Origin of the sequence: Brucella tritici, from assembly GCF_008932295.1 — a bacterium.
GTDB lineage: Bacteria > Pseudomonadota > Alphaproteobacteria > Rhizobiales > Rhizobiaceae > Brucella > Brucella tritici.
Genome location: NZ_WBWA01000002.1, coordinates 168,695 through 185,026, shown reverse-complemented (window position 1 = coordinate 185,026; position 16,332 = coordinate 168,695). Strand labels below are relative to the sequence as shown.

The window sequence follows — 16,332 nt, the reverse complement described above, 5'->3', positions numbered from 1 at the left end:
GGGAGAAGACCATGACGACAATCGGCTTCATCATCGACGGCAAGGAAACGGCATCCGCATCGGGCAGGACCTTCGACCGCAAGGACCCGGTCACCGGAAAAATCGCTACTACCGCGCCTGCGGCCAACCTCGCCGATGTCGATACGGTTGCGAAATCTGCCGCGAAAGCCTTTGAAAACTGGTCTGAAACCGGCCCGAACGAGCGTCGTTCGCTTCTGAACAAGGCAGCGGACCTGATGGAAAGCCGGGCCGACGAATTCACCCGTCTCATGCTCGAAGAAACCGGTGCAACGGCCCCATGGTCGGGCTTCAACGTCCATCTTGGGGCCGGCGTGCTGCGCGAAGCCGCAGCGCTCACCACACAGATTACCGGCGAGATCATTCCTTCGGACAAACCCGGCATCGTTTCCATGGCCGTGCGCCAGCCGGTTGGTGTGGTGCTTGGCATGGCGCCGTGGAATGCGCCGATCATTCTCGGCGTGCGCGCCATAGCGGCAGCACTTGCCTGCGGCAATACGGTTATTCTGCGTTCGTCCGAATCCTGCCCCGGCGTTCATCACCTGATCGTCAAGACACTCAACGATGCTGGCTTCCCTGCCGGTGTGGTCAATGTCATTTCCAATGCACCTGAGGACGCACCGGAAATCGTCGCGGCCCTTGTCGCCCATCCTTCTATCCGCCGCATCAATTTCACCGGCTCTACCTATGTCGGCAAGATCATCGCCAAACAGGCCGCAGAACATCTGAAGCCAGTGCTGCTGGAATTGGGCGGCAAGGCGCCCTTCATCGTGCTGGAAGATGCCGATTTGGACCAGGCAGTCGAAGCCGCAGCTTTTGGCGCTTTCATGAATCAGGGCCAGATCTGCATGTCCACGGAACGCTTCATCGTGCATGAAAAGGTAGCGGATGCCTTCGCCGAAAAGCTTGCCGCCAAGGCAAAATCCCTGCCTGCCGGTGATCCACGCGGCAACGTTGTTCTCGGTTCGCTGGTCGACCTCAAATCGGCTGAGCGCATGGATGCACTCATCAAGGATGCAGTGGCGAAAGATGGCAAGGTTCTGGCAGGTGGCAAGCGCGAAGGTTCAATCGTCGAGGCGACGATCATCGATCATGTGACGGCGGACATGAACATCTATGCGCAGGAATCCTTCGGGCCGGTAAAACCCATCATCCGCGTCAAGGATGCTGAAGAGGCAATCCGCGTGGCCAACGACACCGAATATGGGCTCTCATCGGCGATCTTCAGTCAGGATGTGAAACGGGCGCTGGCACTTTCGAAAAAGCTTGAAACCGGCATCTGTCACATCAACGGCCCGACGGTTGCCGACGAAGCGCAAATGCCTTTCGGCGGCGTGAAGTCTTCCGGCTATGGCCGTTTCGGCGGAAAGGCCGTCATTAATGAATTTACCGATCTGCGCTGGATCACCATCGAAGGTCCGCAGCATTATCCGTTTTGAATCAGAAAGGGCGGAGCTATTTTAGCTCCGCCCTTCGTCAATCGTATCAGCTCAAGACTTTCGCGCTTCCTTGATCGCTTCGATCAATTCCGGCTCCTTCATGACACCGCCATAAAGCTTGGTGCCGATGACGAAGGAAGGCGTGCCGCCGAAATTAAAAGCTTCACCCTGATCCATATTGCGTTCAAGAATAGCATTGATGCGCTTTGAATCGGCCTTATAGGCTGCATTGAGCTTTGCCGGGTCGAGCCCGCCCTTCTTCAGTGCCGCATCCACCTGTTCCGGTGTGAGACGACCTGGCGTTGCCATCAACGCTTCCATGGCCTTCACATAATTGCCGGACTTTTCTGCGGCCAGAACGAGACGTGCGGCATAAGCCGACGTGTCGCCGAAGATGATCCAGTCCTTCATCACAAGACGAACATTGCCGTCATTCTTGACCACGCGCATCAGTTCGCCGTGCCCCTTCTTGCAATAGGGGCATTGGTAGTCGAAATATTCCACGATGGTCACATTGCCGTTCGGGTTGCCCAGAACAGGAATTTCCTTGTCGTAAAGCACTTCCGCAACCGTCGGCACGCGCTGCGCAAGGCTTTCGCCACCTGAAATCGCAATCGTTGCGGCACCGGCTGCCGTTGCGGCCAGTATCTGACGGCGGTTCATCATGAGCTTGCTCCAATGAAAGAACTCAAGGGCAAAAACGCATGATTTGCGTGGCTTTTCCCTGGGTTCTGTTGCGTTTTGATCGGCACTTGGTCCGATCGGTAAATCTTTCCCGTCGAAGGACAGATATTCGCCGCCCTTCGGTTCTGAACCATTCTCCAATTCGTGCCCCTGATGCCGTTTCTCTTCCGGCTTCGGTCACAGAGTGGCGTTCGGCTCCCGGCTTCCCATTCTCCTTTAAGAGCGCAGCCCAGACCTGCCGGGCTCGCTAGCCAGTCATCAGGACAGCCGGGATATCGTGGACGATGCGCCTTCCTCTGCGTTGGCGTCGCGCCGCTCGTAGGGGCGCTGATCACGCAGGATCTGGAAGGCAATCGTCAAAAGCTTGCGTGCTATTGCAACGCGCGCCTTGTTGGTTCCTCTCAATTTCAGATGCTCATACTGGGCGCGAAGGTGCGGGTCGGTCGCGACGGCTGGCTGAACAGCCTCGACAAAAGCCCAGCGCAACCACTTGTTGCCCTGTTTGATGATCCTGCCGTGATATGTCTTGCCGCCCGACGAATAGGTCGAAGGAACGAGACCGGCATAGGCGGCCAGCTTCTTTGGATTGCGGAAACGGCCAATGTCATCAATCTCGGCATCGATCAGTCTGGCGAAGAACTCTCCGATACCGGGGATGGTCTTCAGTAGCTTCACATTTGCGTTGGTCTTCGTCATCGCCCGGATCGTGGTTTCCGCCTGTTTGATCCGTTCGTTGATGTCGCCGATGAATGCCAGGCTCCGATCAATCTGAACACGGTCGATTTCCGACACATCCAGCGTGGCAAGCTGCTGTCGCCCAACTTTGCCAAACAGGTCGCCCAGCTTCTTCAACTGCGCCGTTTGCTCCGGATAACGGTCGAATGCTGTCACGATCCGGTTCTTCACCATCGTGCGAAGCCGCACGTAAAACATCCGTTCACGCAGCGCGAGGCGTAGCTCCCGGGCCCTATCCGACGGCGCATAAGCTTCTGGAACCAGATCAGCGCGGAGAAGATGGGCAAGAACGGTTGCGTCGATCTTGTCTGTCTTGATCTTCGCGTCGGCGATCGCCTTCACCTTCAAAGGATGGGCGAGCACGACATCGTCGCAGATATCGTCGAGCCAGTCGTAGATCACCATCCAATTGCGCGTGGCTTCTACGACAGCGTGGCTGTTGTCTCGATAGCGCTCAAGAAATGAAGCAAGCGATTGCCGATCGTTCTTCACTCGGCCAGACCGTAGCGTCTTCCCGGCGGAATCCTGAACAACCAGATGACTATAGGCTTTGTGGTAATCGACCCCGATGTGGTAATCATAAAGTGCAGTCACGTTTTGCTCTCCTTCATTGAAGCGTTTCAAACCCCAATAAGGTAAGCCAAACGGCACAAAACGTGACTGTCCCAAAATCATCTGCATCTCAGCGATCCGTTCTTCCAGTGAGCGCGACCTCTTTCATGCCACCTCCTTTTTGGAGCGGTGTCGCTGGAAATGCTCTTTTTACTGAAATTGCATCATTCGGACCGGCATTGGCATTGCCAAAGCAAACTAGGGCTTTAATAAGGATGCGCAACATTTTCACATGCGGGACTGGTTCCGCAGAAGAGCATTATTGAGAGGAGTTCACCATGAGCATCCGTCGCATCGGAGTCGGTCCGCGCATGAGCCAGGCCGTCATTCACGGCAACACCGTTTATCTCGCCGGTCAGGTGGGAAATCCGGGCGCCAGCGTTACCGAACAGACCAAGGCTGTTCTGGCCGAGGTGGACCGCCTCCTCAAGGAAGTGGGCTCCGACAAGACCAAGATCCTTCAGGCCATCATCTGGCTTGCCGACATGAAGGACTTTGGCGAAATGAACGCTGTCTGGGACGCATGGGTCGATCCGGCTCACACGCCCGCCCGCGCCACCGGCGAAGCTGCGCTGGCAACGCCTGACTACAAGGTTGAAATCATCATCACCGCTGCGGTGTGAGCTGTTTTCGATTGACCTGAATATCCGCCGGAGCAGTCGCTTCGGCGGATTTTTTATTCACGGATACGTTGCGAAAAGCCGTCGCGTCCGCCTGCAAGCGCCCTTGCATCTATAGATGCGCGTTCCCGTGCTTCCTCCAGCGTGCCGCCATTTTCGATCCAGCCGTGATCGTACAGATAGCCGGGCAGGTAGCCTGACAGAAGAATGCGGTAATCGAACGGGAAGGTCGGGTCCAGCACCCGTGCCATGTGGAAGATGATCGTGGTGCAGTTCGCGGTCAGCGTATTATAGAATTTCGGTTGCTCTGCCAGCTCATTGCCAAGCTCGACATAGGACAGGAACAGTTCGCGCGCTCCCACAGGCGGCAGCTTCACGCGATAGCGATAGACGTTTTCCTTGCGGACATTGGTGCGCAGATAAATGATGTCCTGCTCTTCGGCGGCAATCATCGCCAGCTCGTATTTGCGGAAGAAACCCGCGATTGGCGAATAGACCTCATGGTGTTCGCGGCGGATTTCACCGGAAAAGACCACATGACGGCCATCCTCGAAACCGAATGACAGAAGCGTATGGGCGATTGCCGGGCCCGACCAGTAGGAAAGAAAGACGTCTACCGTCGCGATCTTGCTGAGATCGTAGGTTTCCTCTTTCCAGTTGGGCGTAAAATCTTCGGTCGTCCGCCAGATGAAGTCACGGACATTGGAAAGGGTGACAATGTCGCCATTGATCTGTCCCGTCACCGTGCGGGCAACGTCGGGCGCCCATATGCGGTTGAGGGAGGGGCGGACGGTGGACCATGCCCCCAGCATCACCAGCGCCAGAAGGCAGAAGACCAGCCGCCTGCGCCAGCAGCTATAATGCCTTTCGCCTGCAATGACCCCGAGAGAGATCAGAAGCCACACGGCGATGATCGATCCGCGCATGGCATCGCCGAAGGGCAACTGGAACCACATGGCGAAGCTGGCCCATATCGCAAAGATAAGGACGAATAAAATGAAGACGAACTTGCCTGCGATGCGGACGGGAGCCGATTTCAGGAGAGATGACATATGCATTCCGTATTCGTCGGTTGCCGCTGCCAGGAATTATTCTGTGTGCGGAAATCGCGGCGATACTGACATGATTTGCATCCCTATGTCATGGGGGGAACCGTTAGAATAGTAAATTTAACTTTCTACATTAGAAACTGTAGAAAGTTATTGGCGTGCCAGGGCTTATTTCTTTACCGCCATTGCTTCGCCGCGTGGGCGGGAAACGGGCTTGCGGTTGCGGGCGTGAGGGCGCACCAGACGCCATAAAAGCAGCGCGCTGACGATCCCGGCATAGATGACCGGTTCGGCAGGCCAGCTTTTCACCGACATGACGAAATGGATCGCGCCGCCTGCGATTGCGACATAGACCAGCTTGTGCAGGCTGTTCCAGCGGCGGCCGAGCTTGCGGATCGACCAGTTGTTGGAGGTCAGCGCCAGCGGCACCAGCAGAACCAGGCTGATCATGCCGATGGTAATGAAAGGCCGTCGCACGATATCGGTGACGATGGCGGAAATGTTCAGGCCCTGATCCAGCACCATATAGGTGGCGAAGTGCATCAGTGCATAATAGAAGGCGAGCAGGCCGAGCGCCCGACGGTAGCGCAGAAAAGCCATGCCGGTCAGGTCGCGGATCGGCGTTACCATCAGGGTCAGAATCAAAAAACGCAGAGCCCAAAGGCCAAGCGTGTGTTCGAAAGTCTTGACCGGATCGGCGCCAAGATTGCCGCTTGCACCCAGATAGAAGGTCCAGACGGCCGGGACCAAACCGACCGCATAAAGCAACCAGATCTTCCATTCGCCGGGACGAGCCGTCTTCTTTTTAACCGTCTGGGTCGCTGCTGCCATGTCAGTAATTCGCCTTCAGGTCCATGCCCGCGTAAAGTGATGCGACTTCCTCGCCATAGCCGTTGAACGGCAATGTAGGGCGGCGGCCCGAACCCAAAAAACCGCTTTCGCCGATGCGCCGTTCGGTCGCCTGGCTCCAGCGCGGATGATCGACCTCCGGATTCACATTGGCATAGAAGCCATATTCGTTGGCCGCCTGCTGTTGCCACGAGGTTGGCGGCTGCTTTTCGACAAAGCTGATCTTCGTGATCGCCTTGATCCCCTTGAAACCGTATTTCCAGGGCACCACGAGCCGGATCGGCGCGCCGTTCGCATTGGGCAATGTCTCGCCGTAAAGGCCGACCGAAAGAATCGTCAGCGGATGATTGGCCTCATCGAGGCGCAGGCCCTCGATATAGGGCCAGTCGAGAACCTGAAAGAGACCGGTCTGGCCCGGCATTTCCTCCGGTCGCACGACGCCGGTAAAGGCGATGTATTTGGCGGAACCAAGCGGTTCCACCTGCGACAGAAGGCTTGCGAGCGGAAATCCGATCCACGGAATGACCATCGACCATGCCTCGACGCAACGCATCCGATAGATACGCTCTTCAAGCGGCATGCTGGCAATCAGTTCCTGAATGTCGAATTCCTTCGGCTGTTTCACGAGGCCGTCGACGGTGAGCTTCCACGGCAGCGGCTTGTAATTGCCGGAATTGGCGGAAGGGTCGCTCTTGTCCGTGCCGAATTCGTAGAAATTATTGTAGGTCGTGACAGCATCCTGCGGCGTCAGCTTCTCATCCACCTTATAGGCGGAAGCCTTTGCCTTGAGCGGGTCGGCAAAAGCCGACGATGCGACACCGGCAGCAGCCAGAGCACCCGCGCCGACCATGAAAGAGCGACGGTTCAGGTAGAGGCTTTTGGGCGTCACCGCATCGTAAGTGAGGCGGGCGGATGAAAAACGCCCCGGTTTAAAGCTGCTCATGGTTACTCCCACTTCCAAAACAATTGACCCTCAAGTTGCAGATAGGCTCCCACGTAAACGCGTCAAAAGCATGGATAATTGGGGACCTGCCCCTTGTTCACGCATTGTTGAAACCGCGTGAAAGCGTAACAGAATTGTAACATGATGTAACTTTTCGTGCATTCTGCCATATTCTCGCTAAAACTCTGCTGTTAACGGCATTACATTAGCGCATCCCGAAAGAGCCTGAAGCAATTTCGGACAGATGTGTCGGATAAAATTACTATCACCGGCAGGGGTGGGGACGCACCCGGGAAGAGCTGCCTTCAAACCTTCGTTAACGTCTCATTGGCTATGTTGAGATCATGGTAAAGAAGATGTTTATTGCCGCTTTGGCGGCGGCTGCACTCACGGTGACGGCTGGCTCGGCTTTGGCTGAAGGACAGCCTGTTTCGACGAACGGTCAGGGCAAGGCTCTGAACGCTATTGCCGCATCGATGAAAGAAGAGCAGGGCGCTCCCAAGCTCGGTGAAGGCGTTACAATGCGCGAGAAGAAGATGGACACGGAAACAACCCCGGAGCAGAATTTTTCGCGCAGCAAGCAGTTCATCCACCGTTTCTACAAGCCGGAAAATGCTTCGAATGAACTGGTGATCCTGCTGCACGGTTCGGGCGGGAATGAAACCAGCCTTGTGCCGCTGGCTTCCAAGATATGGCCGCGCGCCACGCTGCTCGGCATTCGCGGTCGCGTGATGCAGGACGGCGGCACGCGCTGGTACAAGCGCATCTCGCCGGTCAAGTTCGACCAGAAGGATGTGAAGCTCGAAGCCAATGCCTTCGTGACCTTCCTGACCCGTCTGGCCGACGACAAGGACCTCGATCTCACCCATGCAACCTTCGTGGGCTATTCGAACGGCGCCAATCTTCTGGCGGCGACCATGATGCTGCATCCTGATCTGGTGAAGCGCGCGGTTCTGATGCGCTCGATGCCGGTTCTGGACAATGCCCCCGTCGCCAATCTGAGCAAGGCGCGCGTTCTGACCATTACGGGTGAGGAAGACAAGCTCTACTCACCGTTTGCCCCAGCGCTTTCCGCACTTCTGCGCTCCGGTGGCGCCCGCGTGGATGCCCGCACCATCGATGCGGATCATATGCTGGGTGAAAAGGATATCGCCGCCATCAGCCAATGGGTGGCATCGCTCGGACCGGATGGCGCGCCTGCGGTTGCGCGACGCGGCCAGTAATACAAGCTAGCGTCAACCTGAATGAAGCCCGGTCAGTCCCGCTGATCGGGCTTTGCTTCATGCATTTGGGCGATAGCGAAAGTGGCCGGTAATGGGGAACTCAAACAGCCGGTCTTCAATCCGGGTTCCTGCACCAATATTGTGAACAACCAAAGGACGTGTGCCCTCGGCATTATAGCGCTGTGTAACGATGGCTATATGCGGCAGGTTTCCGGGAAGCATCTGTGCAACGAGGTCGCCCGGACGATAATCCTGTGCGGCTTTTGTAACCGGTAAAGCCGCATTGCTCCTGTTGAAAAACACGGCAAGGTTCGGCACGCGACGGTGGTCAATATTCGGGTCGGGACGCTTCAGGCCCCAGTTTCTCGGATATTGCGTGAAAGCTTTCCGCATATCGTTATGGACCAGGGCCTGCAGGTCTGCATTCAACGCCTGTCGATAGGCGCGGATGATGACATCCGTACAGACGCCTCGATCGAGAGGAACGTCCCCGCCGGGATATTTCAACTGCGTATAGGCGGGGTCATAGCGAACCGTCGTTCCCACCTGGCTTTCCGCCGCTGCAATCAGCTTTTGCGCCCATGGTTCGACCTCAGCCGCAGGGGCGGTTGCGAAAGTCTTTTCAACGAGCAGGGACGTCGAAAAGACTGCCGATACTCCGCCGAGGACAATAGAACGACGTGAAAGCATACTGAAATTCTCTTCCTCCTGTATGAACAGGATAAAACCGCTGCGGATTGATTGCGATTGTTGGTCCGTTGCCGGTGTGATCTATTAGCTATTCTAGATTTAAATAAGGAAATCGTATGATTCGAAGAAGTTCTAAAGGTTCGTCTGTTCTGATGGCCGTTATCGGCGCAGCTCTCGTGGCAGGCGGATTTTATTATCAGGCAAGCGGCTCGTCTGTTTCGAGTGCCGATCAACAGCGCTGCGAACAAATCATCCAGAATATTTATGGTGACAATGCCGATGCCAAATCGTCGTTGCTGCCGAAATGCAACGAGCCGGGAATGGTCGCTATGATGGATGCAAAGGCCGGTGGCTCTGGCGCATCGGAAGCTGCCGCAGCCATTGCCTCCGCCAATCAGAGCGACATTGCGTCGAATGCATTGGGTTACGGGGTGATGGGCGTCGGCGTGGCGCTGGTGATCTCTGGTCTTTTCGGCGTGGCGCGCGCCAAACGAAACGGTCAGGCCTGAGGATCTGCAAGCAGTCCACTTGTGTGGATGAAACGGGGAATCGTCCATAGGACTGTTTCCCCCGCGACTAGGGTTTCTGTTCAGGGTCTAGAGCGCGTTTCGATCTGATCGGATCAGATCGGCGCTCTAATCATTTGTCTTAACGCGCATCTTTTCCGAAAATCGTTTCACACTTTTCGGGATGCGCTCTAATCCGCTATCGAAACCACACCGCAATCACCGGCCTCGGAGCCGAAGACGAGGCGGTGGCCCTGTTCATCCCAGCCCATGCTGGTGATTGCGCCCTTGCCGGGGCGGCGCAGCAGAACTTCCTTGCTGTCGGCGAAACGCACGATCAGGATCATGCCGTCATTATAGCCGATGGCAGCAATGTCTTCGACCGGATGGCAGGCAACGGATGTCACCATGCTGTCGCCACGAAGGCCGAGTTCCAGAGGGGCCTTGCCCATCGGGCCGTCCTTGCCCGCAAAAGGCCAGACGATTGCTGCCGGGGCGCCCGAAGTGGCAAGCCACTTGGCCTTGGCGCTCCACGACCAGTCCTTCACTTTCGCGGGATAGCCGGTCATGCGCATGTGCTTCGTATCTTCAAGGCGCCAGCCATGCAGGGCATTTTCCTGCATCGAGGTGATGAGGAAGCGGCCATCGGGCGAGAAGATCACGCCGATATGCGCGCCCTTCCATTCCAGTTCAACGGGTTTTGCCGCCGTTCCGGTCCAGATCAGGGTTGCGCCATTATAGCGGGCAATTGCCAGCCGCTGGCCCTTTGGCGCAAAGGCTATGCCTTCGACGCTGCGCTCCTGCGCAAATTCCTGCACCTTGCCGTCGGACGTGCGCACCCAGGCAGTGCGACCCGATGCAAAACCGACAGTTCCGCCGGGGCCTGCTGCCACGGCGGTCATCCATTTGCGCGGTATCTTCGCAAGTTCGGTCACCGTCCCATCGACGTCGGTACGGCACACGCGACCGTCTTCGCCGCCAGTGATGAGCGACTTTCCGTCAACGGAAACGGTTGCGCTCAACAGCCCGTCATGGGCTGCTGAGGTCTTGCTGCCGTTATTGAGCTGATGGATCGAGCCATCGGCCATTGCAAAGAAGGGAATGCCGCTGACAAAGCGCGCATAAAGACAATGACCTTCAAGGTCGAGCGGAGCTACTGTAGGCATCGGCTTCCGGTATTGTTTATTGATGAGAGCATTTCCAGCAGAAGCGGTTTTGCCGGAAATGCATAGAAATAGGCGGTTAAGCGGTTTCCCGGTTCGATTGGAACCGGAAGCGCTTCATCGGGCCTGACTGTTTTCGAAGCCGGCCTTCAGGGCGGCGGGGTCGAGTTCACGTCCGATGAAGACGAGGCGGCTTTCACGCTTTTCGTCTTCCTTCCACGCACGCTGGTGGTCGCCCTCGATAATCATGTGCACGCCCTGGACCACATAGCGATCCGGATCGTCCTTGAAAGCGATGATGCCCTTGAGGCGCAGAATGTTCGGTCCCTGCGTCTGAGTGATGTTCTGAATCCACGGGAAGAATTTCGCCGGGTCGATTTCACCAGCCCTGAGCGACACCGACTTCACCGTCACATCATGGATCGGCGAGGCGTGATCGTGGTGATGGTCATGATCGCAGTCGGGACCGCACACATGGTCATGGTCGTGATGGTGGTCATGATGATCGTGATCATGCGCATGATGATGATGTCCATGGTCGTGACCATGATGGTCATGATCGTGATCGCAATCCGGTCCGCATACGTGATCGGGATGGTCATGGTCGAGGAAGTGCGGATCGTTGTCCAGAACGCGCTTCAGGTCGAATGCGCCGCGATCCAGTACGCGGTCGAGCGGGATGGAAGCGCGCTCGGTGCGATGGATGATGGCATGCGGGTTGATGGCGCGCACGGTGGCTTCGATTGTGGCCAGCTCCTGCGGCGTCACGAGGTCGGTCTTGTTGATGAGCACGACATCGGCAAAGGCGATCTGGTCTTCCGCCTCGCGGCTGTCCTTCAGGCGCAGCGGCAGGTGCTTGGCATCCACGAGGGCGACAACGGCATCAAGGCCGGTCTTGGCGCGCACGTCGTCGTCCATGAAGAAGGTCTGCGCAACCGGAACCGGATCGGCAAGGCCGGTCGTTTCCACGACGATGGCGTCGAAACGGCCCGGACGGCGCATCAGGCCTTCCACCACGCGGATCAGGTCGCCGCGAACGGTGCAGCAGATGCAGCCATTGTTCATTTCGTAGATTTCTTCGTCCGACTCGACGATCAGGTCGTTGTCGATGCCGATCTCGCCGAACTCGTTGACGATGACAGCATAACGCTTGCCGTGATTTTCGGTCAGGATACGGTTGAGAAGAGTGGTCTTACCCGAACCCAGATAACCGGTCAGAACGGTCACGGGAATGCGGCCAGCTTCAGTGGTCGTCTCGGTTGCAGACGGAGCTTCGGTTTGGGCTTCAGCCTGGCTCATGATTATGCCTCTTGAAGTTGTGGCCTTTTGAAAACGTGGCCCGAGGTGGCCAGTGCGCGGCCAGCGCAAAGCGGCACAGCACCGAAACCTCGGATAGGACAATTCATATAAGGGAAGGGCAGCGCGAATGCCATATGCAATGCTATAATATTACATTGTTGCCGTTCACGATGATGGCAGTGGCTTTCCTCGAAGCCAGTCAGGGTGCAGGGGCAAATTCCACATCTCCTAGAGAGGTTTCCGATAGAAGATTACCCTTTCCGTTTCATCAAAACCAAGTGCTGCGTGAAAGTTCTGGCTGTCAAGGTTTTCAAGTGAAACATCGGAGGCAAATTCAGTGCAGCCCTTTTCTCGGCCCCAGTTTGCGATTGCTTCGCAAAGCAATCGCGCGACGCCATGCTGGCGATATTCGGGAGACACAAAAATACCCTCCAGGAAGAGGACAGGCGATGTCGAGCAGCCATTGACATAGTCACGCCGTAACGCTGCTTCGGCGAAACCCGCAATCTGGCCGATTGCACTCTCCGCGATGAACGTTACAGCATCAGGGTTATCTTGATCGAGCGTATCGCAAATATCCTGCAGATGCTGCTCAAGGCTGGTGTTGGGCCAGAGTGCGTGGCGCAATTGCGCCCATGCTTCGGCATGTTTTCTTTGCGCGATGATCGAGTGCATCATCCTGCCTGATTGGCGAGGCGTTGCGATTTGAACCGGTCAAGATCGAACCTGTCGACATCGCGCAGCAATTCGATAAAGCCGGACACCGCATTGGCGATCAGTTTTTCTCCGGCTTCAGCCGTCGCGGCAGCAGCGTTGCCTGCAACCCCTTCCGGGTTGAGATCGTGCATCTTCCAGCCGAAGGCGTGGGGACCGTAGGCGCGCAGGAACTTGAACTCCTCGGCGTAGCGTAACTGGGCGTTGGAGAAATTGCGTGCCTTCGACATATCCACCAGATCCGGGCGCAGCGCCAGCATCACCGATGTCTCGATGAAACCGCCATGAATATCGAGTGCTTTTTCCTCCGGTGTAATCAGGCCCTCCGGCAGGCCGAAACGGGTCCAGCTCGTGGCAACCGCCAGCATGTCGAGCCTTGTCCGCAGTTCCGTTGCGACAATTGTCATCAATGGCGAATTTCCGCCATGCGCGTTCAGCATGACCAGTTTGCGAATGCCGCCGGCATGAAGGTTTTCACCAATACCGATCCACTGGTTCACGGCCTCGGCAAAGGCGAGGCTCTGGGTTCCGTCGGTATCCATGTGCTCGATGGAATAGCCGACCGGCTGTGCGGGCAGAAAATTGACATTCAGCTCAGGCGGCAGCGCATCGCTGACACGCGCGACAATGCCTTCGGCGATGATCGTATCTGTTTCAAATGGCAGGTGAGGCCCATGCTGTTCGTGAGCGCCAAGGGGCAGGACGACAATCATGTCGCTGTTTTGATCGCGCAGATCGGTCATGTTTTCCTCGCTTTATTCATTTCATGGAGCCCCAGAGCGTAACGTCCGTTAGCCATGACAGCAACCGGGCCTTGTTGTTTCATAAGTCGGACAATATTTTACGATATATGGATGGATGGGACTATCGATCAGGCGACAGGAAATAGTTTATTTTGAACAGCGCATCTCGTCCGAAAACTGTTTCACACTTTTCGGGGATGCACTCTAAGTCAAAAACAAGGGCGAGGTGGCGATGAGCAAGGACAATAAGGCGGTTGTACTTTACCGGCTGCAATCCGTGGCAAGACTGTCGCGGACGGTGCTGGCCACGCGGCTTCTGGAACAGGGGCTTTATGCAGGGCAGGATGCGGTCATGTTGCAACTGGCTGCCGAAGACGGGCTGACGCCGGGCGTGCTTGCTCAGCGGCTGGGTGTGCGTCCGCCGACCATCACCAAAACCATCGCGCGTCTGCAGGGGCAGGGGTTCGTGGCGAAGCGCGCCTCGGAAACCGATCAGCGCCAGTCGCATGTCTATCTTACGCAGACGGGTCTGGAGACCATCAAGGCGATCGAGAAATCCATTCGCAAGACCGAGAAGGACATGCTGAAGGGTCTCGACAAGAAAGATCGCAAGACCTTCCTCAAGATGCTGAGCCGGATGGAGAGCAATCTTGCGCTTCGCGGTGTCACGCGCATTCCCGATGAGCCTGAAACGGAAGTGCTTGAAGAGGACGACGTGGAATAGGCCTGTCGTTTATCAAGCTCTAACTATTTGTTTTGACGCGCATCTTGGCGGGAAAGCCTGAAACACTTTTCAAGATGCGTGCTATCGAAAATGCTTCCAATTCAAGGTTTGCAATGGCATAACCGTTCGCAGGACGAACGGTCGCGTCTCACCTTGTCAGGTTGCGGCCGCGTCTCCGACTGCGGCACGGACCATTTTGGGGAGGCGACTTGGCCCAGAAAATAAAGCTATCGACCATCGCTGACGCGCTTGGTGTTTCGACAGCCACAGTTTCGCTCGCTTTGCGCGACAGTCCCCTCGTCGCAGACCAGACCCGCGAGAAGATCAAGGAACATGCCCGCGCCATCGGTTATATCTATAACCGTCGCGCCGCGAGCCTACGCACCTCGCGCTCCGGCATTGTCGGCGTCGTGGTGCATGACATCATGAACCCGTTCTTCGCGGAAATTCTCAAATCCATCGAAACGGAACTGGACCGGTCGCGGCAGACCTTCATTCTGTCCAACCATTACGACCAGCTCGAAAAGCAGCGCACCTTCATGGATACGCTTCTGCAGCTCGGCGCGGACGGGGTCATCATGTCGCCCGCCATCGGCACGCCGCCGGAAGATATACAGCTTGCGGAAGATAACGGCCTGCCGGTCGTGCTGATTGCGCGTAGCGTCGAGGGTGTTCATGCGCCGGTTTTCCGGGGGGACGACGCCTATGGCATCGGCCTTGCCACCAATCACCTGATTTCGCTGGGGCACACGCGCATCGCCATGATCGGCGGTACAGACCAGACCTCGACAGGCCGTGACCGTTATCGCGGCTATGTGCAGGCCATGGACAAGGCTGGCCTTGAAGTTCGTCCCGACTGGCGTATTGCCGGGCCGCGCACGAAGCAGGGCGGTTTTGAAGTCGCGCCGCAATTTCTGGCGCTGAAGGACAAGCCGACGGCTGCGGTCTGCTGGAACGACCTGACCGCCATCGGCCTGATGAACGGCATTGCCCGCGCCGGGCTGGTGCCGGGCGAGGACATTTCCGTGACCGGCTATGACGATCTTGAGGAAGCGGCCATCGCAACGCCCGCGCTCACGACCGTCTGGAACGGCCAGCGTGAAGTGGGACGCCGCGCCGCGCGCGCGCTGCTCGACCAGCTCAACGGCGTCGAAGTTTCTTCGATGCAGGAACTCATCAAGCCGGAACTGCATATCCGGCAATCGACGTCCAAGCCAAAACACGGCTGATTTCCCCGCACCGGTTTTGCTTTACGCATTATCCAACGCAAAACCGCTGCGCACTTTTGCTGGAAATGCTCTACGACATGAGGAATGCCATGACAAAACGCGATGCGACTATTCTGGTGCTCGGCAATTTTGATGATTATGCCGTGCAGAGGCTCTCGGGCGAGTTCAATGTTCAGCGTATCGCGCGCGGCGACACGGCACTTCTGGATGCGGCATGGACGAAGGACGTGAAGGGTATCGCCAGCATGTCGACCGTCGATGCGGCGCTGATCGACGCTTTGCCCAATCTTGAAATCGTCGGCAATTTCGGCGTCGGCTACGACGCGGTGGACGCGAAACATGCTGGTGCGAAAAATGTCATGGTCACCAACACGCCGGACGTGCTGACCGAGGAAGTGGCGGATACGACCATCGGCCTCTTGATCGACACGGTGCGTGAATTGTCGAAGTCACAGGAATTCCTGCGCGCCGGCGACTGGGTCAAGGAAGGCCGCTACCCGCTGTCGAAGCTGTCCTTGCGCGGACGCAAGGTCGGCATTTTCGGCCTTGGCCGCATCGGCAAGGCGGTCGCTCACCGGATCGAAGCATTCGGCCTGCCGATTGCCTATCACAATCGCCGCAAGTCGCCCGATGTCGCCTACGAATATCATCCGAGCCTCAAGGAGCTTGCCGGGGCAGTCGACACCCTCATTCTGGTTGCGCCGGGCGGCGCGGAAACGGCCAAGGCCGTGAATGCGGAAGTGCTGAAGGCGCTTGGTCCGGAAGGTGTGCTTATCAATATCGGACGGGGTTCGGTGGTGGATGAAGACGCGCTTGCCGAAGCGCTGCAGAACGGGACGATTGCCGCTGCCGGTCTCGATGTCTTCGCGAACGAGCCGCACGTGCCACAGGCTCTGCTCGATGCGCCGAACACGGTCCTTCTGCCGCATATCGGCTCGGCCTCGGTCCGGACCCGTCGTGACATGGCCAATCTGGTGATCGACAATCTCATCGCATGGTTCGACACCGGTTCGGCGCTGACGCCTGTGCCGGAGACGGTTCATGTTAAGGCAGTGAGGCAATAGGGCAAATAAGGCAGTATGTTAAGGGAAT

General features: G+C 57.1%; 17 protein-coding genes. 7 read left to right on the top strand and 10 right to left on the bottom strand.

All coding sequences use genetic code 11. The features are described 5' to 3' along the window. Positions 1 to 11: 11 nt before the first annotated feature. Positions 12 to 1,457 (top strand): aldehyde dehydrogenase, encoded by a 1,446-nt coding sequence (locus F9K91_RS03030; protein WP_151651705.1) that lies wholly within the window; start codon positions 12 to 14, stop codon positions 1,455 to 1,457. Positions 1,458 to 1,508: 51 nt separating this feature from the next. Here F9K91_RS03030 and F9K91_RS03025 read toward each other — a convergent pair whose 3' ends face one another. Both F9K91_RS03025 and F9K91_RS03020 read right to left on the bottom strand, forming a co-directional pair. Beyond that, on the bottom strand, positions 1,509 to 2,123 hold the full coding sequence (locus F9K91_RS03025) for a DsbA family protein (RefSeq protein ID WP_071633616.1): 615 nt from the start codon (positions 2,121 to 2,123) through the stop codon (positions 1,509 to 1,511). A 276-nt stretch (positions 2,124 to 2,399) separates the two neighbouring features. Further along, a complete protein-coding gene (locus tag F9K91_RS03020) occupies positions 2,400 to 3,470 on the bottom strand; it encodes an IS110 family RNA-guided transposase (RefSeq protein WP_151558936.1) in 1,071 nt (356 codons plus the stop codon). Between the two features lie 296 nt (positions 3,471 to 3,766). Between F9K91_RS03020 and F9K91_RS03015 the strand changes: the two genes are divergently transcribed. Then, entirely contained in the window at positions 3,767 to 4,111 is a 345-nt protein-coding gene (locus tag F9K91_RS03015; protein WP_061345609.1) for a RidA family protein, read from the top strand. Between the two features lie 53 nt (positions 4,112 to 4,164). Here the strand turns inward: F9K91_RS03015 and F9K91_RS03010 are convergent, their stop codons facing one another. The 3 genes from F9K91_RS03010 to msrP form a co-directional block, all read right to left on the bottom strand. Further along, a complete protein-coding gene (locus tag F9K91_RS03010; protein ID WP_192799341.1) occupies positions 4,165 to 5,160 on the bottom strand; it encodes an Lnb N-terminal periplasmic domain-containing protein in 996 nt (331 codons plus the stop codon). 165 nt (positions 5,161 to 5,325) lie between these two features. Then, positions 5,326 to 5,988 (bottom strand): protein-methionine-sulfoxide reductase heme-binding subunit MsrQ, encoded by a 663-nt coding sequence (gene msrQ / locus F9K91_RS03005; RefSeq protein ID WP_151677157.1) that lies wholly within the window; start codon positions 5,986 to 5,988, stop codon positions 5,326 to 5,328. 1 nt (position 5,989) lies between these two features. Next, complete coding sequence (msrP, locus tag F9K91_RS03000) at positions 5,990 to 6,949, bottom strand: protein-methionine-sulfoxide reductase catalytic subunit MsrP (protein ID WP_151677156.1); 960 nt, start codon at positions 6,947 to 6,949, stop codon at positions 5,990 to 5,992. Between the two features lie 344 nt (positions 6,950 to 7,293). Here msrP and F9K91_RS02995 point away from each other — a divergent pair, with 344 nt between their 5' ends. Continuing rightward, positions 7,294 to 8,172, top strand: coding sequence for an alpha/beta hydrolase (locus tag F9K91_RS02995; RefSeq protein ID WP_109988698.1), 879 nt, complete (start codon positions 7,294 to 7,296; stop codon positions 8,170 to 8,172). Positions 8,173 to 8,229: 57 nt separating this feature from the next. On the opposite strand, the gene F9K91_RS02990 is transcribed toward F9K91_RS02995, so the two are convergent. Beyond that, positions 8,230 to 8,862, bottom strand: a complete 633-nt coding sequence (locus tag F9K91_RS02990) for a DUF1287 domain-containing protein (protein ID WP_114216190.1) — start codon at positions 8,860 to 8,862, stop codon at positions 8,230 to 8,232. A 116-nt stretch (positions 8,863 to 8,978) separates the two neighbouring features. On the opposite strand from F9K91_RS02990, the gene F9K91_RS02985 reads away from it, so the two are divergent. After that, complete coding sequence (locus tag F9K91_RS02985; protein ID WP_151558727.1) at positions 8,979 to 9,371, top strand: hypothetical protein; 393 nt, start codon at positions 8,979 to 8,981, stop codon at positions 9,369 to 9,371. A 188-nt stretch (positions 9,372 to 9,559) separates the two neighbouring features. On the opposite strand, the gene F9K91_RS02980 is transcribed toward F9K91_RS02985, so the two are convergent. The 4 genes from F9K91_RS02980 to F9K91_RS02965 all read right to left on the bottom strand — a co-directional run bounded on the left by F9K91_RS02980 (position 9,560) and on the right by F9K91_RS02965 (position 13,287). Beyond that, complete coding sequence (locus tag F9K91_RS02980) at positions 9,560 to 10,534, bottom strand: WD40 repeat domain-containing protein (RefSeq protein ID WP_151558725.1); 975 nt, start codon at positions 10,532 to 10,534, stop codon at positions 9,560 to 9,562. A 114-nt stretch (positions 10,535 to 10,648) separates the two neighbouring features. Further along, positions 10,649 to 11,830, bottom strand: a complete 1,182-nt coding sequence (locus tag F9K91_RS02975; RefSeq protein WP_061345617.1) for a CobW family GTP-binding protein — start codon at positions 11,828 to 11,830, stop codon at positions 10,649 to 10,651. Between the two features lie 228 nt (positions 11,831 to 12,058). Beyond that, the gene (gene aac(6'), locus F9K91_RS02970) at positions 12,059 to 12,508 is read right to left on the bottom strand and encodes an aminoglycoside 6'-N-acetyltransferase (RefSeq protein ID WP_412842135.1); all 450 of its coding nucleotides are present in this window, start codon (positions 12,506 to 12,508) and stop codon (positions 12,059 to 12,061) included. Then, positions 12,505 to 13,287 (bottom strand): creatininase family protein, encoded by a 783-nt coding sequence (locus F9K91_RS02965; RefSeq protein ID WP_151558721.1) that lies wholly within the window; start codon positions 13,285 to 13,287, stop codon positions 12,505 to 12,507. Before F9K91_RS02965 ends, aac(6') begins: the two co-directional genes overlap by 4 nt. A gap of 232 nt (positions 13,288 to 13,519) precedes the next feature. Between F9K91_RS02965 and F9K91_RS02960 the strand changes: the two genes are divergently transcribed. The 3 genes from F9K91_RS02960 to F9K91_RS02950 all read left to right on the top strand — a co-directional run bounded on the left by F9K91_RS02960 (position 13,520) and on the right by F9K91_RS02950 (position 16,304). Continuing rightward, positions 13,520 to 14,011, top strand: a complete 492-nt coding sequence (locus F9K91_RS02960; RefSeq protein ID WP_012091455.1) for a MarR family winged helix-turn-helix transcriptional regulator — start codon at positions 13,520 to 13,522, stop codon at positions 14,009 to 14,011. A 209-nt stretch (positions 14,012 to 14,220) separates the two neighbouring features. Next, positions 14,221 to 15,240, top strand: coding sequence for a LacI family DNA-binding transcriptional regulator (locus tag F9K91_RS02955; RefSeq protein WP_061345620.1), 1,020 nt, complete (start codon positions 14,221 to 14,223; stop codon positions 15,238 to 15,240). 89 nt (positions 15,241 to 15,329) lie between these two features. After that, entirely contained in the window at positions 15,330 to 16,304 is a 975-nt protein-coding gene (locus F9K91_RS02950) for a 2-hydroxyacid dehydrogenase (protein ID WP_151677155.1), read from the top strand. Positions 16,305 to 16,332 lie beyond the last annotated feature (28 nt).